Source organism: Micromonospora sp. NPDC050695, from assembly GCF_040654415.1.
Lineage (GTDB): Bacteria > Actinomycetota > Actinomycetes > Mycobacteriales > Micromonosporaceae > Micromonospora.
The window spans coordinates 1-26,167 of the sequence record NZ_JBFAHZ010000002.1 but is presented as its reverse complement, the minus strand read 5'-3'; the positions used below and the strand labels follow the sequence as shown (position 1 = coordinate 26,167).

Genomic DNA, 26,167 nt, shown 5'->3' with positions numbered 1-26,167 from the left:
ACATACAGGTGTCATTAACGCGAATGCCACGTGAGGATGGTGGCCGGGATGACCGCTGGGCTGCTGCTGGCCGCCGGCGCCGGACGGCGCTACGGGCGGCCGAAGGCGCTGGTCGAGCTTGCCGGGGAGCCGCTGGTGCGGCGGGGGGTCCAGCTGCTGAACGCCGGCGGCTGCGCGCCGGTGCACGTGGTGCTCGGCGCGGGCGCGGACGAGGTGCCCGACCTGCCGGGTGCGGTGACGGTACGCCACGACCGCTGGTCCGAGGGCCTGGGCTCGTCGCTGCGCCGAGGAGTGGCATCGCTACCGCCGGACGTGCCGGCGGCCGTGGTGGTGCTCGTCGACCAGCCGTCGCTCAGCCCGGTGGCGATCCGCCGGGTCCGCGCGGCGCACACGCGCGGCGCGGTCATCGCGGTCGCCACCTACGCCGGCCGGCCGGGGCACCCGGTGCTGCTGAGCCGGGAGACCTGGCCGCTGCTGGACGACTACGCCATCGGTGACCGGGGCGCCCGCGACCTGCTGCGCGCCCGGCCGGACCTGGTGGTCGAGGTGCCCTGCGACGACGCCGGCTCCCCGGTCGACGTGGACACCCCCGCCCACCTGCCGTCGGCGTGAACGCTGCCGACCGGCAGTCGCCGCCCGGGCCGTCAGACCGGCAGTGGCCGCCCGGGCCGTCAGACCGGCAGTGGCCGCCCGGGCCGTCAGACCGGCAGTGGCCGCCCGGGGTGGCGAGAGTGGCAGTGGCCGCCCGGGGCCGTCGAAACGGCGACCCCGGGCGGCCCGACCTCACCCGCCCCCGTTCAGGCCACCGGCGTGGCGGCGCCGGTCGCGCCGGCGAGACGCTGGTGGGCGCGGATCAGCTCGGCGTAGCGCAGGCCGCTGGCCTTCACCGTGCGGCGCTGGGTGGCGTAGTCCACGTGCACCAGCCCGAACCGCTTGTCGTAGCCGTACGCCCACTCGAAGTTGTCCAGCAGCGACCAGACGAAGTAGCCGTCCAGCGGCACCCCCCGGGCCACCACCGCCGCGCAGGCCGCCAGGTGCTGTTCCAGGTGGTCGGTGCGCTCCTTGTCCTCGACGGTGTCGTCGGCGGTGACCTCGTCCGGCCACGCCGAGCCGCTCTCGGTGACGATGATCCGGCCCGGCCGGTACTCCTCGTGCACGTCGACCAGCAGCCGCTCCAGCCCGGCCGGGTACACCTCCCAGCCCATCGCGGTCTCCACCGAGCCGGGCACCGGCACCTGGCGGGCGAACGGCGCCGGACCGGACGGGTCGTCGACGATCAGCTGACGGAAGTAGTAGTTCACCCCGAGGAAGTCGGTGGGCGTGGCGATCACCGTCAGGTCGTCGCCGCGTACCGGCGGCTCGACCCCGTAGGTGGCGATCATGTCGGCGGGGTAGCCGCGGCCGTGGATCGGGTCCAGCCACCACCGGTTGACGTGCCCATCGGCCCGGCGGGCCGCCGCGACGTCCTCGGGCCGGTCGGTGGCCGCCTCGATCGGGCTGAGGTTGAGCACCAGACCCACCGAGGCCGGCCGGGCGGCGTTGGCGCGGATCGCCTGGGTGGCCAGGCCGTGCCCGAGCAGCACGTGGTGCGAGGCGTGCACCGCGCGGGTCAGGTCCCGCTCGCCGGGGGCCATGGTGCCCTCCAGGTGCCCGATCCAGCACACGCAGAGCGGCTCGTTGACGGTGCACCAGTCGGCCACCCGGTCGCCGAGGCGGCCGGCGACCACCGCCGCGTAGTCGGCGAACGCCTCGGCGGTGACGCGCTCCGGCCAGCCGCCGGCGTCCTGCAGGACCTGCGGCAGATCCCAGTGGTAGAGCGTGACGAACGGCCGAATCCCGTCGGCGAGCAGCGTGTCGACGAGCCGGTCGTAGAAGTCCAGCCCGGCGGGGTTGACCCGACCGACGCCGTCGGGCATCACCCGGGGCCAGGCCACCGAGAACCGGTACGCGTCCACGCCGAGCCGGCGCAGCAGCATGAGATCCTCCGGCCACCGGTGGTAGTGGTCGCAGGCCACCGCGCCGGTGTCGCCGTTGTCGACGTTGCCGGGGGTCGCCGAGAAGGTGTCCCAGATGGACGGCGCCCGGCCGTCGACGTCGACGGCCCCCTCGATCTGGTACGCCGCCGTGGCGACGCCCCAGAGAAAGTCGGGCGGCAGCTTGGACAGGTCCGGCACGGGAAGGTTCTCCTCTGGGGTTGGGTGACTCACTTGACCGCGCCGGCGGTGAGGCCGGCGACGAAGTAGCGCTGCAGGGCGAGGAACCCGACGACGACCGGGATGCTGACCACCAGCGAGGCGGCCATGATCTGGTTCCAGTAGACGTTGAACTGGGTGGAGTAGCCCTGCAGGCCGACGGCCAGGGTGCGGCTGCCCTCGTCGGTCATGACCGAGGCGAAGAGCACCTCACCCCAGGCGGTCATGAACGCGTACACGGTGACCGCCACGACGCCGGGCACGGCGGCCGGCAGGATGACCTGGAACAGGGTGCGCAGTGGTCCGGCGCCGTCGACCTGCGCCGCCTCGTCCAACCCGCGGGGGATCGAGTCGAAGTAGCCGACCAGCATCCAGATCGAGAACGGCAGCGAGAAGGTCAGGTACGTGATGACCAGGCCGGTACGGCTGGCGTACAGCTCGATGCCGGTGGCGTTGCCCAGGTTGACGTAGATGAGGAACAGCGGCAGCAGGAACAGGATGCCCGGGAACATCTGGGTGGACAGCACGGTCACCGAGAAGACGCCCCGACCGCGGAACCGGTACCGGCTCACCGCGAACGCGGCGAAGATGGCCACCGCCACCGAGCAGACCGCCGCGATGCTCGACACCACGAGGCTGTTCACCAGGTACCGGGCCAGCGGCACGGTGCTCCACATGTCGACGAACGGTTGCAGGGTCGGCCGGCTGGGCCACCAGGTGAAGCCGTTCTGGACGTCCTGCAACGGCTTCGCCGCCGAGGTGACCATCACGTACAGCGGTATGACGACGAAGAGGGTGAGCAGGGTCAGCACGATGCGCCGGCCCCAGCGCTCACCGGCGGTCTCACGCATGGTCGTCCCTCCGGCGGTTGGTGATCAGCAGGTACGCGGCCGAGACGACCAGCAGGAACAGCAGCAGTGCCACCGACATCGCCGAGCCGGACCCGAAGTCCCAGGTCTTGAAGGAGCTGCGGTAGATGTGGATGGAGATCAGGTCGGCCTGCTCGGGCGCCGAGCCGCCGAAGAGCACGAACGGAGTGTTGAAGTCGTTGAAGGTCCAGAGGAACAGCACCAGCAGCAGCACCAGGTTCACCGGCCGCAGCATGGGCAGGGTGACCGAGCGTAGTCGGCGCCAGAACCCGGCGCCGTCGATCGCGGCGGCCTCGTACAGCTCGCCAGGCACGTTCTGCAGCCCGGCCATCAGGCAGAGGAACGCGAACGGCCAGTTGCGCCAGACCGACACCACCAGCAGCGACCAGAAGCTGTTGTCGCCGATCAGCCAGAACGGCCGGGTGTCCATCAGCCCGAGCTGGTCGACGAGGACGTGGTTGACCAGGCCGGTGTCGCGTTGCAGCAGGAAGCTCCAGGTGATCACGGCGGCGTAGACCGGCAGGGCGTACGGGGTGAGGAACAGCGCCCGCAGGATCGCCCGACCCCGGAAGGGCCGTTGCAGGACGACGGCCGCCGCGATGCCGAGCAGCCAGGCGAACCCGACCGAGAGCAGGCTGTAGACCAGCGTCACCCAGAACGAGTGCAGCAGCTCCTTGCCGGCGGCGCTGTTCAGGTCGAGCGTCGCCCGGTAGTTCTCCAGCCCGACGAAGGGGGCGGTGGACCAGTCGCGGATGTGGAACTGGGTCAGCTCCAGCAGGCTCATCCAGACCCCGACCACCATCGGGATCACGTGGATGGCGAGTTCCAGCACGATGGCCGGTGCGAGCAGCAGGTACGGCAGGAGCGAGCGGCGTGGGCCGCGGGGCCGGCGGGCCGGCACCCGGGCGGGTGACCCGGCCCGGGGTTCGCGCCGGTCGGCGTCCGGCGCGGTGGTGCTGGTTGCCATCGGGGTCCTCTCGGAGGCGGTGGCCGTGGCCGGGCTCAGCGCCCGGCCACGGCCACCGGTGACGCCTGGGTCAGCGCATCTTCTGCTGCGCGTCGGTCAGCTTCGCCTTCACCGACGCCTCGGTGACCGGCTTGCCGCTGGCCGCGTCCGCGAACAGCTCCTTCATCGCGGTGCCGACCAGGGTCTCGAAGGTGCTCTCCTCGGGCACCTGCGGCAGCGGGGCCGCGGTGGTGACCAGGGTCTCCTGGATCGTCTTCTGCTCGGTGGCGCTGAACGCCGGGTCGGAGCCTGCGGTCTTCACCGCCGGCAGCGAGCCGTACGTCTTGTTGAGGATCGTCTGCTCCTCGTCGCTGGTCATGAACTTCACGAAGCTCAGCGCGCCGTCCTTGTTCTTGGTGTGCTTGAAGACGGCCATGTTGATCCCGGCGACCATGCTGTTGATCTTCTTGCCGCCGGCCGGCGGGCTGGCCAGGAACGGCACCGGGGCCACCCCGTACGCGTCGGCGGGCATGTTCTGCGTCTTCAGGTTCGAGCCGGCGGACTGCCAGAGCAGCATGGCGGCCTTGCCGTTGGCGAAGTCGGACACCGACTGGTTCTGCGCGTACTCGGCGTTGCTCGGGTTGGTGATCTTGTCGGCGGCCATGAAGTCGATGTAGCGCTTGATCGCCGAGACGTTCTGCGGGGTGTCGAAGGTCGGCTTGCCGGCCGAGTCGAACCACTCACCGCCGTACTGCTGGCTGAAGGTGAAGGCGTGGTGGGCGTTCTCCGACGGGTTGGCCCCCTCGATCGCCAGGCCCCACTTGCCGCCGGTGCTGAGCTTCTTGCCGTACTCGGCGAGTTGCTCCCAGGTGGTCGGCGGCGCGGTGATGCCGGCGTCGGCGAACGACTTCTTGTTGTAGTACAGGCTGTACGCCATGCTGTAGAGCGGCACGGCGGCCGGCGGCTTGCCGGGGGCGCCAGCGGCGGCGAGCGCGGCGGGCACGATCCGGTCCTTGCCGCCGACGGCCTGCAGGGTGGCGTCGTCGAACTCGACCAGCGCGCCGGTGGCCTGCAACGACGCCGACCAGGTGTTGCCGATGTTGACCACGTCCGGGCCCTTGCCCGAGGTGGCGGCCGCGAGCAGCCGGTTGAGCAGGTCAGACCAGGGGACCACCTCGACGGTGACCTTGATGCCGGTCTGCTTCTCGAACTTGTCCAGCTCGGGCTGGAGGATGGTCTTGTCGGCCTCCAGGCTGGCACCCTGGTTGCTGGCCCAGTAGGTGAGCGTCTTCGGCGAAGCGGCGGAGTCGTCGCCGGAGCCGCCGCAGGCCGTCAGTGAGGCGGCGGCCAGTACGGCGGCGGTGAATATCCCGAGGTGTCGTCTCGACACGGTCAGCCCTTCCGGTGCGTGGTGGGGGTCCGCCGGACTCCGTCGTCGATAGGGGTCGGGGCGACGGTCGGCCGGCTGCGGACAGGGTTCGGGGGTGCGCCGTCGGGTGTCCGTCGGCGTTTCCCGGGAGTTACATCACGGCTTAATTTATGTCGTCATTAAAGTTGCTGGCTGGTGGGTCGTCAAGCACGGGGCGGTTACAGTCGCCTCGAACGGCCGACGGGAACGAGGTGACGAGTGGAGCTGGTGCGTGCCACCAACCGCAGCGTGCGGCTGCGCAACCGGTCCGCCCTGCTGACCAAGCTCTTCCTCGACGGCCCGCTCACCCGGCAGGACCTGGTGCGCAGCACCGGGTTGAGCCAGCCGGCGGTGAGCAACGTGGTGGCCGACCTGATCGACGAGGGGCTGGTCGCCGAGGCCGGCGCCGCCGAGTCCGACGGTGGCCGCCCCAGCATGCTGCTGCGGATCGCGCCCCGCTTCGCCTTCGTGATCGGCGTCGACGTCGGCGAGACCCGGGTCCGGGTCGAGCTGTTCGACTTCGCGATGACCCTGCTGGCCAGCGTCGAGTACCCCCTCGACCCGGCGCGCACCGAACCCGACCTGGTGGCCGGGCACGTGCTGGCCGGCATCGGCGCGGTGACCGGGCAGGCCGGCGTGGCCCCCGCCGACGTGCTCGGGGTCGGCGTCGGCGTCTCCGGCGTGGTCGAGCAGGGCGTCGAGGCGGTCGTGCACGCCCAGGCCCTCGGCTGGGACCGGGTGCCGCTGGAACGCCTGATCGGCGCCGGCACCGACCTGCCGCTGCACATCGACAACGGCGCGAAGACCCTCGGCCAGGCCGAGATGTGGTTCGGCGCCGGCCGAGGTGCCCGGCATGCCGTCTTCGCGCTGGTCGGCTCCGGTGTCGGCGCGTCGGTGGTGACCAACGGAGCCACCTACCGGGGCGCGTCCAGCAGCGCGGGGGAGTGGGGGCACACCACCCTGGTGTACGGCGGCCGGGCCTGCCGGTGCGGCGCGCGCGGCTGCCTGGAGGCGTACGTGGGCGCGGAGGCGATCATCGACCGCTACCGCGAGGCGCGTCGGGGTCGCGCCGTGCCGGGCGAGGACGAGGAGTCGCAGCTCGCCGCGCTGGTCGCCGCCGCCACGTCGTCGGCCACCGCTCGCCGGGTGCTGGACGACACCGCCGGCTACCTCGGCGCGGGGGTGGCCAACCTGATCAACCTGTTCAACCCCGAGCGGGTGGTGCTCGGCGGCTGGGCGGCGATGGCGCTGGGTGACCTGCTGCCGGCGGTCCGCGAGGCCGCCGGGCGGCAGGCGCTGCGCCAGCCGTACGAGCAGGCGTCGATCGAACTGTGCCGCCTCGGCGTCGACGCGGTGGCGCTGGGAGCGGCCACCCTCCCGATCGCCCGCTTCCTCACCGAAGGCGGCGTCCGCCGCTGACCCCCCTTTGGTGATCAAGAGGTTTGCGTCAGGAATCAGGCTCGTCCTGACGCAAACCTCTTGATCACCGGCGGATGGGGCGGGGGCCCGGACAGGGCGACGGTGGCGCGGGCGGCAAATTACACAAAAGTGAGCCCTCGGGATAAATAACAGTGTTATAGATCGATCCCTTGACGCCGTCGCAATCTCGCCGCAACACTCCTACGAGAGCGCTCTCCTCCCCGCGGCGCCGCATCGGCGGCACCACCCACGGCACCACGGGCGAGTCTGACCCCCACCCGCGTGGCGTCCGTAACGCCCTATCGACAGGCGATGTCATGACATCTCGTGCTACATCCGTACGCCCGCGTCCCCGGCGTACCACCCGGCACCTCCTCGCCGGACTCGCCGTGACCCTGGTCGCGGCCCTGACCCCCGCCGTCGCCACCGCCCCGGCGCAGGCCGCTCCCACCCTGCTGTCCCAGGGTCGTCCGGCGACCGCCTCGTCCACCGAGAACGCCGGCACCCCGGCCTCGGCCGCCGTCGACGGCAACACCGGCACCCGCTGGGCCAGCGCCGCCAGCGACCCGCAGTGGCTGCGCGTCGACCTCGGCAGCACCCGGACGATCTGCCGGGTCGTGCTCACCTGGGAAGCCGCGTACGCCCGGGCCTTCCAGCTGCAGACCTCGGCCGACGGCACCACCTGGACCACGATCTACTCGACCACCACGGCCACCGGCGGCACGCAGTCCCTCAGCGTCACCGGCAGCGGCCGGTACCTGCGGATGTACGGCACCGCCCGGGGCACCGCCTACGGCTACTCGCTGTGGGAGCTGGCGGTGAACACGACCGGCGGCGGCACCACCGAACCCCCGGTCGGCACGACCGACCCGTACAACCCCAACCTCGGGCCGAACACGTACGTCTTCGACCCGAGCACGCCGACGTCGACCATCCAGAGTCGACTGAACACGCTCTTCACCCAACAGGAGACCAACCAGTTCGGCCCGCAGCGTTACGCGGTGCTGTTCAAGCCCGGCACCTACACCGCCGACGTCAACCTCGGCTTCTTCACCCAGGTCGCCGGGCTCGGCATGAGCCCGGACGACGTCAACCTCAACGGCCACGTCCGCACCGAGGCGTTCTGGATGGGCGGCAACGCCACCCAGAACTTCTGGCGGGCCGCCGAGAACCTCTCGGTCACCCTGCCCGCCGGGCAGACCGTGGAGCGCTGGGCGGTGTCGCAGGCCGCGCCGTACCGGCGGATGCACCTGCGCGGCGCGCAGAACCAGATCCAGCTCTGGAACGGCGGCGACGGCTGGTCCAGCGGCGGTCTGCTGGCCGACACCCGCATCGACGGCCTGGTCGTCTCCGGCTCGCAGCAGCAGTGGTACTCGCGTAACAGCGAGTTCGGCAACGGCTGGACCGGCTCGGTGTGGAACATGGTCTTCCAGGGGGTCGTCGGCGCGCCGGCGCCGAGCTTCCCCAACCCGTCGCACACCGTCATCGCGCAGACCCCGACGGTCCGGGAGAAGCCGTTCCTCTACGTCGACGGCAGCGGTGAGTACCGGGTCTTCGTGCCCTCGCTGCGCGCCAACTCCACCGGCACGAGCTGGTACAACAAGACCCCGGCCGGGTCGTCCATCTCGCTGTCGCAGTTCTACGTCGTCCAGCCCGGCACCAGCGCCGCCACCATCAACGCGGCCCTCGCCCAGGGGCGGCACCTGCTGTTCACCCCGGGCGTGCACCACGTCACCGAGCCGATCCAGGTCAACCGGGCCGACACGGTCATCCTCGGCCTCGGCCTGGCCACCATCCAGGCCGACAACGGCGCGGTGGGCATGCGGGTGGCCGATGTGGACGGCGTCAAGGTGGCCGGCATCATGTTCGAGGCCGGTACGACCAACTCGCCGGTGCTGATGGAGGTCGGGCCGTCCGGCTCGTCCGCCAGCCACGCCACGAACCCGACCTCGCTGCACGACGTGTTCTTCCGCATCGGCGGGCCGCACGTCGGCAAGGCCACCAACACGCTGACCGTCAACAGCGACAACGTGATCGGCGACCACATGTGGCTGTGGCGGGCCGACCACGCCGCCAGCGGCGTACCGACCGGGTGGACGCTCAACACGGCCGACACCGGGCTCACCGTCAACGGCGACAACGTCACCATGTACGGCCTCTTCGTCGAGCACTACCAGAAGTACCAGACCGTCTGGAACGGCAACGGCGGCCGGACGTACTTCTACCAGAACGAGCTGCCGTACGACGTACCGAACCAGGCGGCCTGGATGAACGGGTCGACCAGGGGTTACGCCGCCTACGAGGTCGCGGACTCGGTGACCAGCCACCAGGCGTGGGGGCTGGGCAGCTACAGCTACTTCAACGTCAACCCGGCCGTCGTCGAGGAACGGTCCTTCGAGGTGCCCGTCAACCCGAACGTGCGCTTCACCAACATGGTCACCGTCTCCCTCGGTGGCGTCGGCACCATCAACCGGGTGATCAACAACGCCGGTGGCACCGCGAACGCGGCCAACCAGACGGTGTACCTGACCACCTACCCGTGACCGGGGTGCCCGCGCCGGCCCGATCCGTCTGACGGCCCGGGCCGGCCGGGACGCACCCTGGGCCGAGCCGGCCCGGTCCCGCCGAGACCGGGCCGGCCTCGGTCGTCCCCGTCAACCCGCCAGCACCTCGGCCGCCGCCCGTTCACCGGCGCGCACCGCGCCCTCCAGGTAGCCGCTCCAGCGGGTCGCCGTCTCGGTGCCCGCCCAGTGCACCCGCCCCACCGTCGCCCGCAACGAAGGGCCGTACGTCCGCCAGGCGCCGGGGGTGAGCGCACCGCTGAAACACCCCCGGGTCCACTCGTCGGCCGACCAGTCGTACTCGACGAGGTCCACCGGATCCTCGGCGTGCGGCCCGACCACGGCGGCGAACGCCTCCAGCAGGCACTGCCGCCGCCGCGCGGGGGCCATCTCCCGCAGCACGGCGGCGTCGGAGGAGTAGCTGAACCCGGTCAGCACCCCGAGCGGCGAGGTCGGTGTGGAGTTGTCGACCGTCTCGGTGAGCAGACCCGCGCTGCTGGTGGCCACGCCGGAAAGTCCGTCGGCACGCCAGAACGGCTCCGGGTAGACGGCGTGCACCTTCAGCGCCGAACCCATCGGCATCCGTTGGGTGAGCCCGTCGCGCAGCGCGGGCAGCGGCGGGTCGTACCGGATCCGGCCGGCCAGTGCCGGCGGCACGGCGACCACCGCCGCGTCGGCGTCGACGCGCCCGGTGTCCGTCCACGCCGTCACCCCGTCGACGCTCTGGCCGATCGTCCGCACCGGTGCGGCGAGGGTCAGCGCCCCCGGCGGCAGCGCCGCCGCCATCCGTTCGGCCAGCAGCGGCGGCCCACCCACGATCCGGTCCTGCTGCGCGCCGCCGGCCATCCCCAGCAGCGGTCCGGTGCCGCCGGCGCTGCGCAGGTAGAACAGCAGATGCAGCAGGGACACCTCGTCCGCGCCGGTGGCCAGCAGCCCGCCGGCGAGCAGCCGCCCGAGGTAGGCGGCGGTGTCGTCGTCCCCGGCCGTGCCGCGCAGCCACCCGCCGAGGATCGTCCGGTCCCACTGCGCGGCCTCCGGGGCCTGCCAGGGTGCCGCCGGGTCCAGCCGCGCGGCGTACTCGTCGAGCAGGCCGAGCACCCGGCCGACCTGCGCCGGCGGTTCGGCGCGGCGCTGTCCGGCCCAGAGCAGCACGGATGCGCCGAGCGCCGCCGTGGCGAAGGTGTCCAGTCCGTGCTCGGCGACCAGCGCGTACATCCGGTCCTGGGTCGGGCCGATCCACTGGGCGCCCAGGTCGAGTTGGGTGCCGTCGGCCAGCCGGCGGGTCAGCACCCGCCCGCCGACCCGGTCGCGGGCCTTCAGCACCCGCACCCGGGCGCCGGCGCGACTGAGCGCCAGCGCGGCCGCGAGCCCGGAGAAGCCGGCGCCGACCACGACCACCCGCATGCCGTCGCTCACCGGCGCCGCTTACCCGCCAGCACCCGGCGCATGACTCGCCGACCTGTTTCCCGCCGGCCTGTCGATTCGGGCGGCGGCCGATCGTGTGGAGGATGAGAGGCCGGCGATCGTCCGGCCGCCACGCGAGGAGCGACGATGACGCTCTACGTCGACGGTGACCTGGTGACGCTGCCCGAGCAGGACCGCGACCGGTGGGACACCAGCCTGATCGCCGAGGGACAGGCGCTGGTCCGCCGCTGCCTGCGCCGCGACCGGCCCGGCCCGTACCAGATCCAGGCCGCGATCGCCGCCGTGCACAGCGACGCGTCGCGCGCCGCCGACACCGACTGGACGCAGATCCTTGCGCTGTACGACCAGCTGGCGGTGGTCGCCCCCGGCCCGGTGGTGGCGCTGAACCGGGGCGTCGCGCTCGCCGAGGTGGCCGGCGCGGCGGACGCGCTGGCCGAGGTGGACCGCCTCGACCTCACCGGCTACCACGTGTACCACGCGGTCCGTGCCGACCTGCTGGCCCGCCTCGGCCGGGGCGGGGCGGCCGTCGAGGCGTACCGGACGGCCGTCGCCCGGACGGACAACGCGGCCGAACGGGCCTTCCTCGCCGCCCGCGCGGCGGCCCTGGCGGCGCGTTTGCCGGCGGGGTAGGCCGGGAAACCGAGGCGCCGGCCGCAGCCGTGCAGGGGAGGGGCCATGGCGTACCGCCCGACCGTCGCCGACACCGTGCCCGACCTGTCCACCCTCACGCTCGGCGTGGAGGAGGAATACCTGCTGCTCGACCCGGACAGCGGGCGGAACCTGCCGGTGGCCGACCAGGTGCTCGCCGCGCTGCGCGGCCCCGTCCGCGACCAGAGCCGCCAGGAGTTCCGGCACAGCATGGTGGAGATGGTCACCCCGGCCTGCGCCGACCTCGGCGACCTGCGCGCACACCTGGTGACGCTGCGCCGCTCCGCGGTCGTGGCCGCCGCGGCGGCCGGGGCGCGGCTGGTGGCGGTCGGCGCGACCCCGATCGCCGAGCCGCACCGGACGGTGCCCGACGAACCGCGCTACCACGCGATGTCGCGCCGGTACGGGCCGGTGGCGCACGACCCGGCGGTCTGCGGCTGCCACGTGCACGTCGGGCTGCCCGACCGGGAACTGGCCGTGCAGGTCTGCAACCACCTGCGGGTGTGGCTGCCGGTGGTGCAGGCCATCACCACCAACTCGCCGCTGCACGACGGGTCCGACACCGGCCACGCCAGTTGGCGGTCGATGCAGCTGGAACGCTGGCCCAGCATCGGCCCGACACCGTACTTCGACTCCGCCGCCGACTACGACCGCACCGTCGACGAGCTGATCGCCGCCGGCATCATGCTCGACGCCGCGATGGTCTACTGGTACGCGCGGCCGTCGTCGGCGTACCCGACGGTGGAGGTGCGCGTCGGCGACGTCTGCCCGGAGGTGGACGACGCGGTGCTGGTCGCCGCGCTGGTCCGGTCCCTCGTCGCCACCCTCGCCGACGAGGTGCGCGCCGGGGTGACCGCCCCGCCCGTGCGGGACTGCCTGGTCGCCGCGGCGCACTGGCGGGCCGCCCACGACGGCCTCGACGGCGAGCTCATCGACCTGCGAGGCGGTGGCACCCAGCCGGCCTGGGACCTCGTCGACGACCTGATGGCGGTGATCGCGCCGGCCCTGCTGCGCCACGGCGACCTGGGCTACGTGCTGGCGCAACTGGCCCGGCTGCGCCGCGACGGCACCGGCGCGACCCGACAGCGGCGCGTGTGGGAGCGCACGGGCGACCTGCGCGCGGTCATCGACGACCTCGCCGCCCGTACCGCCGCCGGCTGACCCTCTCGGCGCTCAGCGGACGGCGTGGCTCTGCAGCCACAGCTCCAGCAGACCCAACTGCCACAGCTTGTTGCTGCCGGCCGCCGCCTCGGCCCGGTCCGGCTCGGCGAGCAGCCGCGCCACGTACTCCGGGCGGAACAGCCCGCGCTCGCGCGCCTCCGGCGCCTGCAACGCCTCGGCGACCAGCTCGCGCACCGGCCCGTCCACGTTACGCAGGGCGGGCACGGGAAAGTAGCCCTTCGGCCGGTCGATCACCTCGCCCGGCAGCACCTCCCGGGCGACCGCCTTGAGCACACCCTTGCCGCCGTGCGCCACCTTGTGCTGCGGCGGGCAGTGCGCCGCGAGGGTGACCAGGTCCTGGTCGAGGAAGGGGGTGCGCACCTCCAGCCCCCACGCCATGCTCATGCTGTCCACCCGCTTCACCGGGTCGTCGGGCAGCATCAGGTGGGTGTCCAGGCGCAGCACGGCGTCCAGCGCCGTCTGCGCCCCGGGCGTGGCGAGGTGTTCGGTGAGCAGGTCCCGGCTGGCGTCGTGCTCCAGCGCGTACGCCGGGCCGACGATGCCGCGCAGCTCGTCGTGGCCCCGGTCGAAGAACGCGGCGGCGAACGTCTCGTCGGCGCCGTGCCGGGGTGCCTCGACCAGGGGCTGGTGGTAGCCGTAGCCGGCGAACACCTCGTCGGCGCCCTGCCCCGACTGGGCCACCTTCACGTGCCGCGCCACCTGCTCGCAGAGCAGGTGGAAGGCGACCACGTCGTGGCTGCCCATCGGCTCGGTCATCGCCAGCACGGCACGGTTCAGGGCGGGCACCAGGTCGTCGTCGGCCAGCCGAATCCGGTGGTGGTCGGTGTCGTACGCGCGGGCCACCAGGTCGGAGTAGCGGAACTCGTCGCCGGCCTCGCCGCCACGGCTGTCGAAGCCGATGCTGAACGTGCGCAGGTGCTGCTGGCCGGCCTCGGCGAGCAGCGCCACGATGAGGCTGGAGTCCAGCCCGCCGGAGAGCAGCACCCCCACCGGCACGTCGGCCACCAGCCGTCGACGCACGGCGGTGCGCAGCGCGTCCCCGATGGCGGCCCGCCACTCGGTGGCGTCCATCCGCGCGTCGGCCGGTTCGCGTACGTAGTCGGGTCGCCAGTACACCTCCTCGCGGCTGCGCCCGTCCGCCTCGACGATCCGCAGGGTGGCCGGCGGCAGCTTGCGGACGCCGCGCAGCACGGTGCGCGGCGCGGGCACGATGGAGTGCCAGGACAGGTAGTGGTGCAACGCCACCGGGTCGATGCCGGTGTCCACGTCGCCGGCGCGCAGCAGCGCGGGCAGGGTGGAGGCGAAGCGGAGCCGACCGGGGGTCTCGGCGAGGTAGAGCGGTTTGATGCCGAGCCGGTCGCGGGCCAGGACGAGGCGCCTGCGTACCCGGTCGACCAGCCCGATGGCGAACATGCCGACGAGGTGGTCGACGAAGCGGTCACCCCAGTGCGCGTACGCGACCAGGATCACCTCGGTGTCGCTGGTGGAGTGAAAGGCGTACCCGGCGCGGATCAGCTCCTCGCGCAGGTCGGGATAGTTGTAGATGCACCCGTTGAAGACCAGGGCCAGGCCCAGGTCGTCGCGCACCATGGGTTGGCCGCCCGCGTCGGACAGGTCGATGATGGTCAGCCGGCGGTGTCCGAGGGTCACCCATTCGTCGGTGAACAGTCCCTCGTCGTCCGGGCCGCGCGAGCGCATCGCCTCGGTCATCCGGGTGACCGCCGCCGCGTCGGGCGGCCGGCCGTCGAACCGCGCCTCCCCGCTGATCCCGCACATCAGGCGGGGCGATGGGTCAGGTGTGGCATCAGCGGCACAGCGTCCTCCTGTCACCTCGTCCCCGAACGGGGCCGCTGGCTACCCGGGTGCGCGGTGGTTATGTGCGCAGGGCGCGGTGGTTATGTGCGCACGGCGCGGGCGTTGTGTGTGCAGGGCGCGGGCCGGCTTGGCGTGGTCGGTGTCGCACCGGTGGGCAGGTCAGCCGCGCAGGGTGCGCAGGATGCGGGCCAGTTCGGCGCGGTCGGTGGCGGGCAGGTGGCCGAAGAAGCGGTCCGCCTCGGCCCGCCGGGCGGCCCGGATGGCGGTGCTGACCCGTACGCCCTCCTCGGTGAGCGCGACCAGGGTGGCCCGCCGGTCGGCCGGGTCGGGTCGCCGCTCGACGAGCCCCCGGGCCTGCAGGTCGTCGATGACCTCGGTGGCCGAGCGCGGCGCGATGCGCAGGTGCTCGGCGAGGGTGCCGGGGCGTACCTCACCGTGCCGGGCCAGCACGACGAGGGCCCGGGACTGGCTGGGGGTGATCTCCCAGGGCGCCAACGCCTCGCGCGTCTGGCGGCGCAGACGGGACGCGACGGCCCAGAACGTCTCGGCCAGGCTCTCGTCGTCGCCGCTCTCGGCGGTGTCCTCGGTCACCGGAATACGGTAACAGGCGATACGGTTGTACCCTCATGTTGAGGTAACCTCAGCATATCCCGATCGAGAGGCAGTCCCCCTTGGAACCCACCCCGATGGGCCGCGACCGCGGCCACCGCACCGTCAGCGCCGAAGAGAAGACGCAGGCCCGCCAGGTGTCCCTGCGCCGCATCGGCCGCCTGTTCACCCCGCACCGGCCGGCGCTGGCCGCCGTCACCGCGATCATCGTGCTCTCCTCGATCATCGCGATGGCCACCCCGTTCCTGCTGCGCGCCGTGATCGACCGCGCCCTCCCGCAGGGCGACGTGACCCTGCTGGTCTGGCTCGTCCTCGGCATGGTCGCCGTGGCGGCGGTGACCTCCGCGCTCGGCGTCGTGCAGACCTGGATCTCCACCCAGGTCGGGCAGCGGGTCATGCACCGGCTGCGCACCGACGTCTTCAGCCACCTCCAGCGCCAGTCGCTGGGCTTCTTCACCCGCACCCGCACCGGCGAGGTGCAGTCCCGCATCACCAACGACATCGGCGGCATGCAGTCGGTGGTCACCTCCACCGCCACCGCCGTCGCGGCCAACCTCACCACGGTGGTCGCCACCGCGGTCGCCATGGTCGCGCTCTCCTGGCAGCTGTCCCTCGTCTCCCTCGTCGTGCTGCCGCCGGCGATCTGGCTGACCCGCCGCGTCGCCCGGATGCGCCGCGAGATCACCGCCCAGCGGCAACGCGAACTCGCCGACCTCAACGTCACCGTCGAGGAGGGCCTGTCGATCAGCGGCGTGCAACTGGCCAAGACCCTCGGCACCGGCCCCGCGCTCATCGACCGGTTCACCGCCTCCTCGGCGCGCCTCGTCGACCTGGAACTGCGCAGCGAGTTGGCCGGCCGGTGGCGGATGGCCTCGATGAGCATCATCTTCGCCGCCGTACCGGCGGTCATCTACCTCGCCGCCGGCCTGCCCGGCACCGCCGGCACGCTGAGCATCGGCACCCTGGTCGCCTTCACCGCCCTGCAGGGTGGCCTGTTCCGGCCGCTGATGGGGCTGCTCAACGTGGGCGTCTCGCTCACCGCGTCGCTGGCGCTGTTCGCCCGGATCTTCGAATACCTCGACCTGCCGGTCGACGTGGCCGACCCCGCCGAGCCGGTCCGCCTCGACCCCACCCGGGTCCGCGGCGACCTGCGCCTGGAGGACGTCACCTTCGGATACCCGGGCAGCGACACCGCCGCGCTCGCCGGGATCACCCTCGACGTGCCCGCCGGCACCAGCCTCGCCCTGGTCGGCGAAACCGGCTCCGGCAAGAGCACCCTCGCCGGGCTGATCAGCCGGCTGCACGACCCGACCGCCGGCCGGGTCACCATCGACGGCGTCGACCTGCGCGACCTGCGCCTCGCCGACCTGGCCGGGATCGTCGGCGTGGTCAGCCAGGAGACGTACCTGCTGCACACCACCGTCCGGGAGAACCTGCGCTACGCCCGTCCGGACGCCACCGACAGCGAGATCACCGACGCCGCCCGCGCCGCCCAGATCCACGACCTCATCACCGGCCTGCCCGACGGGTACGACACCATGGTCGGCTCGCGCGGCCACCGGTTCTCCGGCGGCGAGAAGCAGCGCCTCGCCATCGCCCGGACGCTGCTGCGCGACCCGCGCATCCTGGTCCTCGACGAGGCCACCAGCGCGTTGGACACCGAGACCGAGCGGGCCGTGCAGCGCGCGTTCGACGTGCTCGCGCGGGGGCGTACCACGATCACCATCGCCCACCGCCTCTCCACCGTGCGCGACGCCGACCAGATCGCGGTGCTCGACCACGGCCGCATCGTCGAATCCGGCGACCACGACAGCCTGCTGAACCGCAACGGCCGCTACGCAACCCTGGCAGCCTGACGCCTCGCCGTGCCGCCGTGTGTTGCCCCATGATCGTTGACGTCTGAGCGACTCGACACGCCGAGAGTTGTGCAGCTGAGCTGCCACCGATCATGGTGGGCTAGCAGAACGTGGGCGCGCGTGGGGGTTTTCCACACCGGGACCGCTGTCCACAGAGGCCGAGGTGGGGTCCTTGCGGACCTTGGGGGCGGAGCCGCACGGTCCGGCCTGTGAACTCAGTTCTGCGGGAACTGGTGGAGTTGTCCGGCGGGTTTCGTCACCCGTGCGGCGGCGACGCAGGTGGTGCCGGAGTGGGCGCTGACGCGGGCCTGCCGCGGCGGTGAGCTGGTGCGGGTACTGCCGCAGGCTTACGTGGCGGCGCACCTGGTGGGCAACCGACCGGGCGCCCCGGTCCTGCAGCGGCTCGACCCCCGTGTGGCCCAACTCGCGGTTCTCGCCTGGGCGCAGGGGTGCGCCGCACTCAGTCATCTCAGCGCGCTCGACGCGTGGGGCCTGCGCCCGCAGATCGCGGGAGACCCGCTGCATCTCAGCGCGCCGATGACCCTTGGCCTGCGGACGCGACCGGGATTGGTGATGCATCGACGTGGGGGTTTCGTCATCGCGCCGCCGCACGTGCTCGTCCGGAAAGGACTGGCCGTGACCCGTCTCGAGCAGACCATCGTCGACTCGTGGCCGATGCTGCCGTCCGCCGAGCGGCACGCCCCGGTGATCCGCGCGGTCAACGACTGGCTGACCACCCCCGCGCGGCTGGCGGTCGCCCTGGACGGTGTGCCGAAGCTGATCGACCGGGCAGCCTTGCGGACGCTGCTGACCAGACTCGCCGACGGATGCCGCAGTCCGCTGGAGATCTGGGGACACGAACACGTCTTCACCGGCACGGCCATGCCAGCATTCCGTCGGCAGGTGCCGATGCGTCTCGGGAGGCGCACCGTGTATCTCGACATGTTCGCCGAGCGGGAACGGGTCAACATCGAACTCGACGGGGCCACCGCCCACGGGGATCCGCGCCAGCGGGAGATCGACCTGCGCCGGGACGCTCTGCTGGCGACCGTCGGGATCCTGGTGGTCCGCTTCGCCCACCGTCGCCTGGTTTACGAGGCGACGACGTACGCGCGGAGACACGTGCCATCCTTGCGACCCGCAGTGCGGCGTGACCGTCGAGCCGATGGGAGGCGAGACCCGGAACATCCGCTTCCGCCGCTACGACCTAGCCCCGCCATCCGCCAGGGTCAGCGTCCTGCTCGACGAGATCAGCCGCGACCCGACCGGCATCTTCCGGGGCTGACGAGATGCCCTGGCGGTGAGGGCCCTCCCTGCCCCGAGTTGATGCGAAGAATGCGAGGCAGGGACGGAGGCCGGCGAGTTGGACGAAGATCTCGCGTTTGGCGGTCGCGTTGCCTCGGCGGTTGATGACGTATCCGGTCAGCCAGACCCAGCCCTGGTACGTCGGCCGGTCGGACACCGAGACCACGCGGAAGGTCAGCGCGCGGTCCCCGGAAAACTGCACCGAGGCCCGGCCGTCGATGACGAGCAGGTCGCCGGGGGCAGGGCGCGCGGTCACCAGTGGCCGGAGTTGCGGTGCTGCTCCTGCGACGGCGGGCACTCTCGCGCGTGCATGGTCTGCCAGTCACGCAGTGCCCGCTTGATCCGGTCGTTCTCCTGGCTGAGCAGCCGTACCGTGTCGTTGAGCATGGCGAGCTCGTCGGCCACCCGGGCCTGGAACTCGCGTACCTCATCGGGGTCGACGCCGCGCCGGCGCGCGGCGAACTCGCGGGTCCGCACCTCGTGCGGCGTCAACCGGGCCGGGTAGCCGGCGGGGTAGGGCTGGCCACCTCGATACACCTGAGCCACGACGATCCAATCTGCGGGCAGGCGGGAGCGCGGAAGGTCCTTGCGGTGGTCTGGGGGCGGGCCGTCCGCGGGCGACCCCGCCCGCTCGGCCGCCGCAGCCCGTTCGGCGGTACGACGGCAGAGCAGTCCGGTGGGTCGGGACGGGCACACGCACCCGCCCCGACCAGGGGGTGAGCCGAACTCGTTGCCACGCGAGGATCGGCCCGGGACCAACATAGCTAGACATGCTAGTTGAGTCAACGTTGCTTGTTAGGTGCGTCGCGGTGTGATCAAATCGGGTTGCCACGCGAGGAGTGCCATGCGAGAAGTGCCGGATTACTGGCGCATCGCCGATGATGTGATCGCCGACGTCAGGTCGAAGAAGTTGAAGCCGGGGGAGAAGCTGCCCTCGATCTCTGAACTGCGTGCTCGCTACGACGTCAGCCACGGGACGGTGCAGATGGCCTACGCCCGGCTGGAGGCGCTGCGGGTTATCCGGCGGCAGCAGGGCAAGGGCGTGTTCGTGACCGACCCGAAGACGTGGATGCGGGAGCCGTAGATGGCGGCCCGGCCACTTCTACGAGCGCAGGGCGGCAGCGAGGCCGGTGGCATTGACACGTACCGTTTCGCATTCCATGGTCGATGGACTCATCCCTCCGTCGAAGGGCCGCAGGATGGTCAGCAGCGAACACAGGTACGTCATCGTCGGGGCGGGACCCGCCGGACTACAACTGAGCTACTACCTCCAGCAGCACGGCGCCGATTACCTGACGCTGGAGAGTGGCGACGGGCCCGGTGGCTTCTTCCGGCGGTTTCCGCGCCACCGTCGGCTCATCTCGCTGAACAAGGTGCACACCGACAGCGCCGATCCTGAGATTCGCCTGCGCTGGGACTGGAACTCGCTCCTCAACGACTCGCCGGACCTGCTGTTTCCGCGATTCAGCGAGGAGTACCTGCCGGCCGCCGACGACCTGGTGCGCTACCTCGCCGAGTTCCAACGGGTGCACCAGCTCAACGTCCGCTACGGCACGACAGTCGAGCGGATCACGCGGACGGGCGACGGCTTCACGCTGAGCACCGACCGGGGTGACGTCCGCGCGCGCTGCCTGGTCGTCGCGACCGGCTGGGGTCGGCCCTTCGTGCCGGCCATCAAGGGCATCGAGCATGCCATCGGGTACGAGGACATGGTCGTCGACCCCACGGCGTACGACGGTCAGCGGGTCCTGATCATCGGCAAGGGCAATTCCGCGTTCGAGACCGCGTCGGCCATCCTCGGCCGGGCGTCGATGGTGCACCTTGCCAGCCGGCAGCCGCTGCGGCTGGCGTGGAACACCAAACACCCCGGGGACGTCCGTGGTCAGTACGGCGCGATCCTCGACAGCTACCAGTTCAAGACGCTGCACTCGGTGCTGGACTGCACGATCGACGAGATCCGGCCGGTCGACGGGCGGTTCCGGGTGTCCATCACGTACACGCACGCCGAGGGGGAGACCGCCGAGCTCGACTACCACACGGTGCTGCGGTGCACCGGCTTCCGGATGGACACGTCGATGTTCGACGAGACGGCCCGTCCCGACATGGTGCGCGACGGCCGGATGCCCGGGTTACGCCCGGACTGGCAGTCGAGCAACGTCGACGGCCTGTACTTCGCCGGCACCATCGCCCAGGCCCGGGACGTCAAGCACGCGTCGTCGCCGTTCATCGACGGCTTCCGGTACAACCTGCGCACGTTCACCCGGATGCTGCGGGAACGCTACGAGGACGTGCCGCTGCCGTACACGACGACGCAGGCCGACGCCGCGTCGTTGACGAAGCTGATGCTCGACCGCGTCAACTGGTCGTCGGCGCTGTGGACCCAGTTCGAGTACCTCTGTGACGCCTTCGTCCGCGACGACGCCACCGGCGACTTCCACCACTACGAGGACCTGCCGGAGGACTACGCCGTGGAGCGCTTCGGTGCCGCCACGCACTGGTACACGCTCGCGCTGCGGTGGGGCCGCGACGACTACGGCGACGTCTTCGCCATCGACCGGCACCCGACCCCCGACCGCGCCCGGGAGAGCGCCTTCATCCACCCGGTGATCCGGCGTTACCGCGGTGCGGAACTGCTCGCCGAGCAGCACCTGCTGGAGGATCTGCTGGCCGAGTGGCGGCGCCCGGACCGGCACGTCGAGCCGTTGGTCGAGTTCCTGACCCGGGACCTCACCAGCGGACCATGATCTCGTCGAGGGGCTTGCGGGCCAGGTCGGGCACGTGGGCGTCCAGGGCGGGATAACCGACCGGCATCACCACGTACGGGCGCTCCTCCGGGGGGCGCTCACACACCTCGTTGAGGAACCGCATCGGACTGGGCGTGTGGGTCAGCGTCACCAGGCCCGCGTGGTGCAGCGCGGTGATCAGCAGGCCGACCGCGATGCCGACGGACTCCTTGACGTAGTACGGCTTCGGGCTGTGTGGCCCCTGGTGCACCTCGAAGACGACGATGACGGCCGGTGCGGTCTCCAGGAACGGCTTCCGCCAGTCGGTGCCGAGCCCGGCGATCGCACCGAGCCACTCCTGCGAGGCGCGGCGGTCGTAGAACGCGCGTTCCTCGGCCTCCGCAGCCTCGCGGAGCCGGCGTTTGCGGGCCGGATCGGTCAGGACGACGAACCGCCAGGGCTGCACATTGGCGCCGCTGGGTGCGGTCGACGCCGCCCGGATCGCGGCCTCGACCACCCCGTCGGGCAGTGCGTCACTGGCGAAGTCCCGCACGGATCGGCGCTGCGCCATCCGCTCGGCGAACGCCTCCGCCTCCCGCACCATCTCCGCCGGCGGCCTGCGGTGGTGGTGGACCGGGACCTTGGGTAGCAGGTCGGTGTCGTTCACCTGTGGCCTCCTGATCAGATGTGCCGGGTCTCGGCGGGGAGGGTGCGCCTGCCGCCGTCATCCGGTTCATCCAGCATTTCGAAGCAGCGGCAGCTTGTCGTTACTGAAGTGTGCTTTCTTCGCCCGTGGGCACGTCGGGCGCGGTTCGGGTGGCGATCTCGTCGACCACGTCGGTCAGGCGTCCGCGCAGCGCCGCGGCGGCCCGCTGGCGGGTCGCCCCGTCGCCGTCCCTGGCGAGCCAGCTCAGCCACGCCTCCACCCGCTCGCGGTCACCCGCCTCGTCGAGTGCTGGTCGGGCGCGTTCGACCAGTCGTTCGGCGAGTGCCGCCGCCGGCAGCAGCCGGCCCGTGGCGACGTCGACGCCGTGCCCGCCCATCCCGTCGCGGGCGGCCCGCCAGTACGCGAGCCGCATCAGCTCGGGGAGCAGCTCCGGCCCCTCGTCGCCCCGGTCCACGGCATCTCCGGCGACCACCACCAGAGCCCGCACCAGGGCGGCGAGCGCCGCGGACTCGGTGGCCGTGACGGGGACGTCGGCCACCCGTACCTCAAGGGTGGGGTGCTTCGTCGACAGGCGCAGATCCCAGAAGATGGTGCCGCGGTCGACCAGCGCGCCCGCCTCGAGCAGTGCGTCCACGTGGTCGTCGTACTGCTGGGCGGACGTCAGGTACGGCGGCGGGCCGGCCACCGGCCAGCGCCCCCACGTGACACTGCGCCAGCTCGCGTAGCCGGTGTCGCGCTCCGACCAGTAGGGCGAGTTGGCGGTGAGGGTGAGGAACACCGGAAGGTGTTGGCGCAGGTGGTTGCCGATCAGCACGGCGCGGTCCCGGTCGGGCTCCTGCACGTGGACGTGGACGGCGCAGATCGCGAGTTCGTCGTGCAGCCCACGGAAGGTGGCGGTGCCCCGGTCCTGGCGCGGCCCTTCGGTGATGGGCGGCGGCACGGCACGGCCCAGCACCGGCGAGCCACTGGCGATCACCCGCAGACCCGCCGACCGGGCCGCGCTCTGAATGGCGGCGCGGCCCTCAGCCAGTTGCGCGTCGAGATCGTCGAGGCTCAGGCACGGGTCGGTGCGGGTCTCGATCTGCAACTTGGTGATCTCACCGCCCACCCGGTCACCGAGGGTCGGGCGTGCGCGGTCGACGACGGCGGCCGCCTCCGGCACGACCTCACCCCGCTCGGCGTCGACGACGAGGAACTCCTCCTCGACGCCGAGCGGAGGAATGGGCGATCCCGAGCGCTGTCCCGTAGTCATGCCGACGCAGACCTCTCGCTGCCGGTCGTTCGCCGGCGCCCAGCACGTTACGGGATGTCGTCGATGGGTTGCGATCCGAAACGCTCCATGGTGGACAGCGAGCCGACGAGTCCGGCCAGAAGTGCCGTCCGTTCGGGCATCCGGTCGAGGCAGACGTACTCGTCGGCGGCATGCGCGCCGCCGCCCACCGCACCCAGGCCGTCAAGCGTCGGTACGCCCAGCGCGGCGGTGAAGTTGCCGTCGGACGCTCCAGCGGCGTACGCGCCGGTGGGCTTCGGGATGCCAAGCTGGCAGGCGATCGACTGGGCCAGCTCCAACAGCGGCCGCGCGAGCTCCGGCGACATCGGGTAGCGGTTGATTCCGCCCTGCACGGCCAGCGTGGCCTCGGGCAGCACCGGCACCAGCCCACGGATGGCGTGATCCACGCGTTCGAGTTCGTCCCTGGTCCAGGCCCGGACGTCGACGGCCAGGCTGGCACGCTCGGGCACCGTGTTCGTCGTCGTGCCGGCGGAGAGCAGAGTCGGCGTGACGGAGGTGCCGCCGCTGTCCGCCGCGCCGAGCGTACCCAGCGTGAGAACCTGGTGGGCGACCTCGACGGTGGCGTTGACCCCGCGCTGCGGCTCCACGCCGGCGTGCGCGGCGCGGCCGGAGACGGTGAGGCGGTAGACCGAGCCGCCCTTCCTGGCCACCTTCAGACGCCCCTCCGGGGTGGCCGCCTCGCAGACCAGGACCGCCCCCGAACGCCGAGCCTCACGTTCGATCAGCTGCCGCGATGTGACGGACCCGGTCTCCTCGTCGCAGGTGAGCAGCAGGCCGACCGCGGAGGTGTCCTCGATCAGCCGCAGCGCCGTGACCATCTGCACGATGCCGGCCTTCATGTCGCACACGCCGGGCCCCGTCGCGACGTCCCTGCGGACGGTGAAGGGCCTCGACCGGATCGTGCCCACCGGGAAGACGGTGTCGAAGTGGCCGAGAAGCAGCACGCGCTGGTCGGCGGCCGGCCACAGCAAGTGCGGTAGGCCGTCGATCACGACCCGACGGGCCGGCCGGCCGAGCACCTCCTCCCCCCAGCGGGCGAGCAGGTCGGCACAGGACTCGAGATGGGGCAGCGAGCCCGGTGCCGACTCGCAGGAGACGAGAGCGCTCAGCCGGTCGACCATGTCGGCTCGCAGCTGCGTCGCTGCGTCGAGCAGACAACGTGGGTGGTCCATCGATCCCTCCAACTGCGCGGCCGGCGGGCTTCGCCAGACGCACCCATCGACCATCGCAGGGGGATCGGGGTGTGGTCGTCCTTGTCCGTGCTCAGCTGCTCGGCGGCACGGGGAGAGCCGATCCGTAGCCGACCCCGATGATCCGACGCACGGACTCCGCGTAGGCGTCCTGACCAACAGGTGCGAAGGTGCCGAGCCCGTCGACGTACCGGTTGAACATGCAGAACGCGGCGGCGATCAGCACGGTGTCGTGGATTTCCAGGTCGGTGGCGCCCTCCGCGCGGGCGTCAGCGACCAGCTCGGTGGTGACGTGACGGCCGCTGATCTGCACCGCACCCGCGATGCGCAGCAGCGCCCGCAGCTTGGCCGAGATCGGGGCGGTGTCGAGGTCCGCGCGTACCTGGTCGACGAGAGTCATGCCCTCGTCGAGCTGCGCGGCGGCGAACGCCGAGTGCGACGCGCAGCAGAAGGTGCACTCGTTGCGCCCGGAGACGTACGCGGCGATCAGCTCCCGCTCGCCGGCCGGGAGCGAGTGCGGGGCACGCAGCAGCACCTCGGCCAGCTCGTTGAGCGGCTTCGCCGTCTCCGGACGGTACTGCATCGGGCCGGTGATGCCGGGGAACTGCTTCTCGTCGACGCCGAGGTCGATGTGCGCCATGGTGTCCTGTCCTCCAGCCGTGAACCGCGGCCCGACCGGACCACGCCTCAGCCGCAGACGACCGCCCGTGCGGGGCGGCGTGACGAACGCCGCGCAGTCACGATCTCATCCCGTCCGCCAGTCGTATTTCTTCATTCATGCTCTTTCACTGGCGGGCCGGCTCTTCCGGGTGGGAGCCAGACCGCCTCGCGTATCACAGTCGGCTGGACCGTGGGGCTTCGTCCACAGGTGCCGTCGCTGTCCACAGCGGTCGCCGCCGGGCAGCTCACCGGCGGCTGGTCCGGGCACGGTCGACCCGTGCACGCGACCCTGAGAACCCTGCTCGATCGGCGGGGCGGCCTGGCCACCCGACGGGACGTTCTCCGCGTGGCGCCGCCGTGGACACTCCAGAGCGCCTGCCGGGCCGGTCGCCTGGTCCGGGTCCTCCCGCAGGTCTACGTCGACGCCACGCTCGTCCGGGACACCCCTACCGAGCTGCCGATTCTCGCTCGGATCGATCCGGAGCTGGCTCGCCGTGCCGCGCTGGCGTACGGAGGCGGACGCGCCGCGCTCAGCCGACTGACCGCGCTGGACGTGTGGGGCCTGCGGCGTCAACCGCCGGGCGAGCCGATGCATCTCGACCTGCCCGTCGGGTCGGGCCTGAGTGGCCGACCGCATCTCGTGGTGCGTCGCCGCCCCGGCTTCACCACTGAGCCGCCGCACGCGGTGATACGGCGAGGGGTGCCGGTGACCCGGCTCGACCGGACCCTGGTGGACTGCTGGCCGCTGCTGCCGACGGTCGACCGAGCGGGAGTGCTCATCCGCGCGGTCAACGATCGGCTGACCACCCCGCAGCGCCTCGTGGCCGCCCTCGGCGAGGTGCCGAGGTTGATCGCCCGCCCGGCGCTGCGCGCCTTGGTGGATCGGCTCGCCGCTGGCTGCCGCAGCCCGTTGGAGATCTGGGGTCACGACCACGTCTTCACCGGCCCGGGAATGCCGGCGTTCACCCGGCAGGCGCGGGTGCGGGTCGGCGGACGGACGATCTACCTCGACATGTTCGCCGAGGCCGAGCGGGTCGACATCGAGCTGGACGGCGCCACCAGCCACGGCGACCCCACCGAACGCGAGATCGACCTCCGCCGCGACGCCCTGCTCGCCACCAAGGGCATTCTCGTGGTCCGCTTCAGCCACCGCCGCCTCCTGGCCGACCCCGCCCAGGTCCGCCAGGAAACCCTCGCCATCCTCGCCAGCCGCCGCCTCGGCCCCATGATCACTTAACCCTCAGCAGTTGCAAACCACTCCCTACAACTACCCACCATTAAGTGATCTTGAAGGAGGGAGGGAGTGGGGAGTGTCAAGTTAACGGCTGATCTTGGTTGTTGAGGTGGTCAGTCGTTGGCCGGGGTGAGCCGGCCCTCGAAGGCGATCTGGAAGGCGTTCAG

21 protein-coding genes and 1 pseudogene are annotated in these 26,167 nt (G+C 71.8%); 10 read left to right on the top strand and 12 right to left on the bottom strand.

Translation table 11 applies throughout. The features are described from left to right. Nucleotides 1-48: 48 nt before the first annotated feature. Nucleotides 49-612, top strand: a complete 564-nt coding sequence (locus tag AB0H52_RS01715; protein WP_357944556.1) for a nucleotidyltransferase family protein — start codon at nt 49-51, stop codon at nt 610-612. A 185-nt stretch (nt 613-797) separates the two neighbouring features. On the opposite strand, the gene AB0H52_RS01710 is transcribed toward AB0H52_RS01715, so the two are convergent. The 4 genes from AB0H52_RS01710 to AB0H52_RS01695 form a co-directional block, all read right to left on the bottom strand. Further along, nucleotides 798-2,174 carry a GH1 family beta-glucosidase gene (locus tag AB0H52_RS01710; protein WP_357944553.1) on the bottom strand — a complete coding sequence of 459 codons (1,377 nt, stop codon included), beginning with the start codon at nt 2,172-2,174 and terminating at the stop codon, nt 798-800. A gap of 29 nt (nt 2,175-2,203) precedes the next feature. Next, a complete protein-coding gene (locus AB0H52_RS01705) occupies nt 2,204-3,043 on the bottom strand; it encodes a carbohydrate ABC transporter permease (protein ID WP_088989328.1) in 840 nt (279 codons plus the stop codon). Next, nucleotides 3,036-4,028 carry a sugar ABC transporter permease gene (locus tag AB0H52_RS01700; RefSeq protein WP_357944549.1) on the bottom strand — a complete coding sequence of 331 codons (993 nt, stop codon included), beginning with the start codon at nt 4,026-4,028 and terminating at the stop codon, nt 3,036-3,038. Before AB0H52_RS01700 ends, AB0H52_RS01705 begins: the two co-directional genes overlap by 8 nt. A gap of 70 nt (nt 4,029-4,098) precedes the next feature. Beyond that, nucleotides 4,099-5,397, bottom strand: a complete 1,299-nt coding sequence (locus AB0H52_RS01695) for a sugar ABC transporter substrate-binding protein (protein ID WP_151489805.1) — start codon at nt 5,395-5,397, stop codon at nt 4,099-4,101. Between the two features lie 237 nt (nt 5,398-5,634). On the opposite strand from AB0H52_RS01695, the gene AB0H52_RS01690 reads away from it, so the two are divergent. Together AB0H52_RS01690 and AB0H52_RS01685 are read left to right on the top strand one after the other, a co-directional pair. Continuing rightward, nucleotides 5,635-6,834, top strand: a complete 1,200-nt coding sequence (locus AB0H52_RS01690) for an ROK family transcriptional regulator (protein WP_151489806.1) — start codon at nt 5,635-5,637, stop codon at nt 6,832-6,834. A 317-nt stretch (nt 6,835-7,151) separates the two neighbouring features. After that, entirely contained in the window at nt 7,152-9,377 is a 2,226-nt protein-coding gene (locus tag AB0H52_RS01685; protein ID WP_357944544.1) for a discoidin domain-containing protein, read from the top strand. A gap of 111 nt (nt 9,378-9,488) precedes the next feature. On the opposite strand, the gene AB0H52_RS01680 is transcribed toward AB0H52_RS01685, so the two are convergent. Next, nucleotides 9,489-10,811 carry an FAD-dependent oxidoreductase gene (locus AB0H52_RS01680; RefSeq protein ID WP_357944541.1) on the bottom strand — a complete coding sequence of 441 codons (1,323 nt, stop codon included), beginning with the start codon at nt 10,809-10,811 and terminating at the stop codon, nt 9,489-9,491. Nucleotides 10,812-10,961: 150 nt separating this feature from the next. Here AB0H52_RS01680 and AB0H52_RS01675 point away from each other — a divergent pair. Both AB0H52_RS01675 and AB0H52_RS01670 read left to right on the top strand, forming a co-directional pair. After that, a pseudogene (locus AB0H52_RS01675) lies at nt 10,962-11,450 on the top strand (RNA polymerase sigma factor); the annotation flags it as partial. Between the two features lie 45 nt (nt 11,451-11,495). Next, nucleotides 11,496-12,629: a glutamate--cysteine ligase gene (locus tag AB0H52_RS01670; RefSeq protein ID WP_151489808.1), complete on the top strand. Its 1,134-nt coding sequence runs from the start codon at nt 11,496-11,498 to the stop codon at nt 12,627-12,629. Between the two features lie 12 nt (nt 12,630-12,641). Here the strand turns inward: AB0H52_RS01670 and AB0H52_RS01665 are convergent, their stop codons facing one another. Both AB0H52_RS01665 and AB0H52_RS01660 read right to left on the bottom strand, forming a co-directional pair. Then, nucleotides 12,642-14,426 carry an N-acetylglutaminylglutamine amidotransferase gene (locus AB0H52_RS01665; protein ID WP_357944538.1) on the bottom strand — a complete coding sequence of 595 codons (1,785 nt, stop codon included), beginning with the start codon at nt 14,424-14,426 and terminating at the stop codon, nt 12,642-12,644. 198 nt (nt 14,427-14,624) lie between these two features. Then, nucleotides 14,625-15,056 (bottom strand): MarR family transcriptional regulator, encoded by a 432-nt coding sequence (locus AB0H52_RS01660; protein ID WP_357944535.1) that lies wholly within the window; start codon nt 15,054-15,056, stop codon nt 14,625-14,627. A gap of 95 nt (nt 15,057-15,151) precedes the next feature. Here AB0H52_RS01660 and AB0H52_RS01655 point away from each other — a divergent pair, with 95 nt between their 5' ends. After that, the gene (locus AB0H52_RS01655) at nt 15,152-16,930 is read left to right on the top strand and encodes an ABC transporter ATP-binding protein (RefSeq protein WP_192580257.1); all 1,779 of its coding nucleotides are present in this window, start codon (nt 15,152-15,154) and stop codon (nt 16,928-16,930) included. Nucleotides 16,931-17,209: 279 nt separating this feature from the next. Beyond that, a complete protein-coding gene (locus AB0H52_RS01650) occupies nt 17,210-18,340 on the top strand; it encodes a DUF559 domain-containing protein (RefSeq protein WP_357944532.1) in 1,131 nt (376 codons plus the stop codon). A 147-nt stretch (nt 18,341-18,487) separates the two neighbouring features. Here the strand turns inward: AB0H52_RS01650 and AB0H52_RS01645 are convergent, their stop codons facing one another. After that, nucleotides 18,488-18,727 carry a DivIVA domain-containing protein gene (locus tag AB0H52_RS01645; RefSeq protein WP_347403789.1) on the bottom strand — a complete coding sequence of 80 codons (240 nt, stop codon included), beginning with the start codon at nt 18,725-18,727 and terminating at the stop codon, nt 18,488-18,490. A 352-nt stretch (nt 18,728-19,079) separates the two neighbouring features. Here AB0H52_RS01645 and AB0H52_RS01640 point away from each other — a divergent pair, with 352 nt between their 5' ends. Further along, on the top strand, nt 19,080-19,319 hold the full coding sequence (locus tag AB0H52_RS01640; RefSeq protein ID WP_151489812.1) for a winged helix-turn-helix domain-containing protein: 240 nt from the start codon (nt 19,080-19,082) through the stop codon (nt 19,317-19,319). 76 nt (nt 19,320-19,395) lie between these two features. Continuing rightward, nucleotides 19,396-20,979: an NAD(P)-binding domain-containing protein gene (locus AB0H52_RS01635; RefSeq protein WP_357944529.1), complete on the top strand. Its 1,584-nt coding sequence runs from the start codon at nt 19,396-19,398 to the stop codon at nt 20,977-20,979. On the opposite strand, the gene AB0H52_RS01630 is transcribed toward AB0H52_RS01635, so the two are convergent. The 4 genes from AB0H52_RS01630 to AB0H52_RS01615 all read right to left on the bottom strand — a co-directional run bounded on the left by AB0H52_RS01630 (nt 20,963) and on the right by AB0H52_RS01615 (nt 24,746). Further along, nucleotides 20,963-21,562: a nitroreductase family protein gene (locus AB0H52_RS01630; RefSeq protein WP_151489819.1), complete on the bottom strand. Its 600-nt coding sequence runs from the start codon at nt 21,560-21,562 to the stop codon at nt 20,963-20,965. The two genes, AB0H52_RS01635 and AB0H52_RS01630, sit on opposite strands and share 17 nt — an antisense overlap. Nucleotides 21,563-21,725: 163 nt before the next feature. Then, nucleotides 21,726-22,877 (bottom strand): glutamate--cysteine ligase, encoded by a 1,152-nt coding sequence (locus tag AB0H52_RS01625; RefSeq protein WP_151489814.1) that lies wholly within the window; start codon nt 22,875-22,877, stop codon nt 21,726-21,728. 47 nt (nt 22,878-22,924) lie between these two features. Then, nucleotides 22,925-24,088 (bottom strand): M20/M25/M40 family metallo-hydrolase, encoded by a 1,164-nt coding sequence (locus AB0H52_RS01620; RefSeq protein WP_151489815.1) that lies wholly within the window; start codon nt 24,086-24,088, stop codon nt 22,925-22,927. Between the two features lie 91 nt (nt 24,089-24,179). Further along, a complete protein-coding gene (locus AB0H52_RS01615) occupies nt 24,180-24,746 on the bottom strand; it encodes a carboxymuconolactone decarboxylase family protein (protein ID WP_151489816.1) in 567 nt (188 codons plus the stop codon). A 210-nt stretch (nt 24,747-24,956) separates the two neighbouring features. On the opposite strand from AB0H52_RS01615, the gene AB0H52_RS01610 reads away from it, so the two are divergent. Next, complete coding sequence (locus AB0H52_RS01610) at nt 24,957-26,003, top strand: DUF559 domain-containing protein (RefSeq protein WP_357944524.1); 1,047 nt, start codon at nt 24,957-24,959, stop codon at nt 26,001-26,003. Nucleotides 26,004-26,167: the final 164 nt, after the last annotated feature.

Coding starts and splice junctions, on each gene's coding strand:
- AB0H52_RS01640 (WP_151489812.1), top strand. CDS start 19,080: ATGCGAGAAGTGCCGGATTACTGGCGCATCGCCGATGATGTGATCGCC.
- AB0H52_RS01715 (WP_357944556.1), top strand. CDS start 49: ATGACCGCTGGGCTGCTGCTGGCCGCCGGCGCCGGACGGCGCTACGGG.
- AB0H52_RS01655 (WP_192580257.1), top strand. CDS start 15,152: ATGGGCCGCGACCGCGGCCACCGCACCGTCAGCGCCGAAGAGAAGACG.
- AB0H52_RS01635 (WP_357944529.1), top strand. CDS start 19,396: ATGGTCGATGGACTCATCCCTCCGTCGAAGGGCCGCAGGATGGTCAGC.
- AB0H52_RS01615 (WP_151489816.1), bottom strand. CDS start 24,746: ATGGCGCACATCGACCTCGGCGTCGACGAGAAGCAGTTCCCCGGCATC.
- AB0H52_RS01630 (WP_151489819.1), bottom strand. CDS start 21,562: ATGGTGCGGGAGGCGGAGGCGTTCGCCGAGCGGATGGCGCAGCGCCGA.
- AB0H52_RS01685 (WP_357944544.1), top strand. CDS start 7,152: ATGACATCTCGTGCTACATCCGTACGCCCGCGTCCCCGGCGTACCACC.
- AB0H52_RS01670 (WP_151489808.1), top strand. CDS start 11,496: ATGGCGTACCGCCCGACCGTCGCCGACACCGTGCCCGACCTGTCCACC.
- AB0H52_RS01705 (WP_088989328.1), bottom strand. CDS start 3,043: ATGCGTGAGACCGCCGGTGAGCGCTGGGGCCGGCGCATCGTGCTGACC.
- AB0H52_RS01625 (WP_151489814.1), bottom strand. CDS start 22,877: ATGACTACGGGACAGCGCTCGGGATCGCCCATTCCTCCGCTCGGCGTC.
- AB0H52_RS01665 (WP_357944538.1), bottom strand. CDS start 14,426: ATGTGCGGGATCAGCGGGGAGGCGCGGTTCGACGGCCGGCCGCCCGAC.
- AB0H52_RS01620 (WP_151489815.1), bottom strand. CDS start 24,088: ATGGACCACCCACGTTGTCTGCTCGACGCAGCGACGCAGCTGCGAGCC.
- AB0H52_RS01700 (WP_357944549.1), bottom strand. CDS start 4,028: ATGGCAACCAGCACCACCGCGCCGGACGCCGACCGGCGCGAACCCCGG.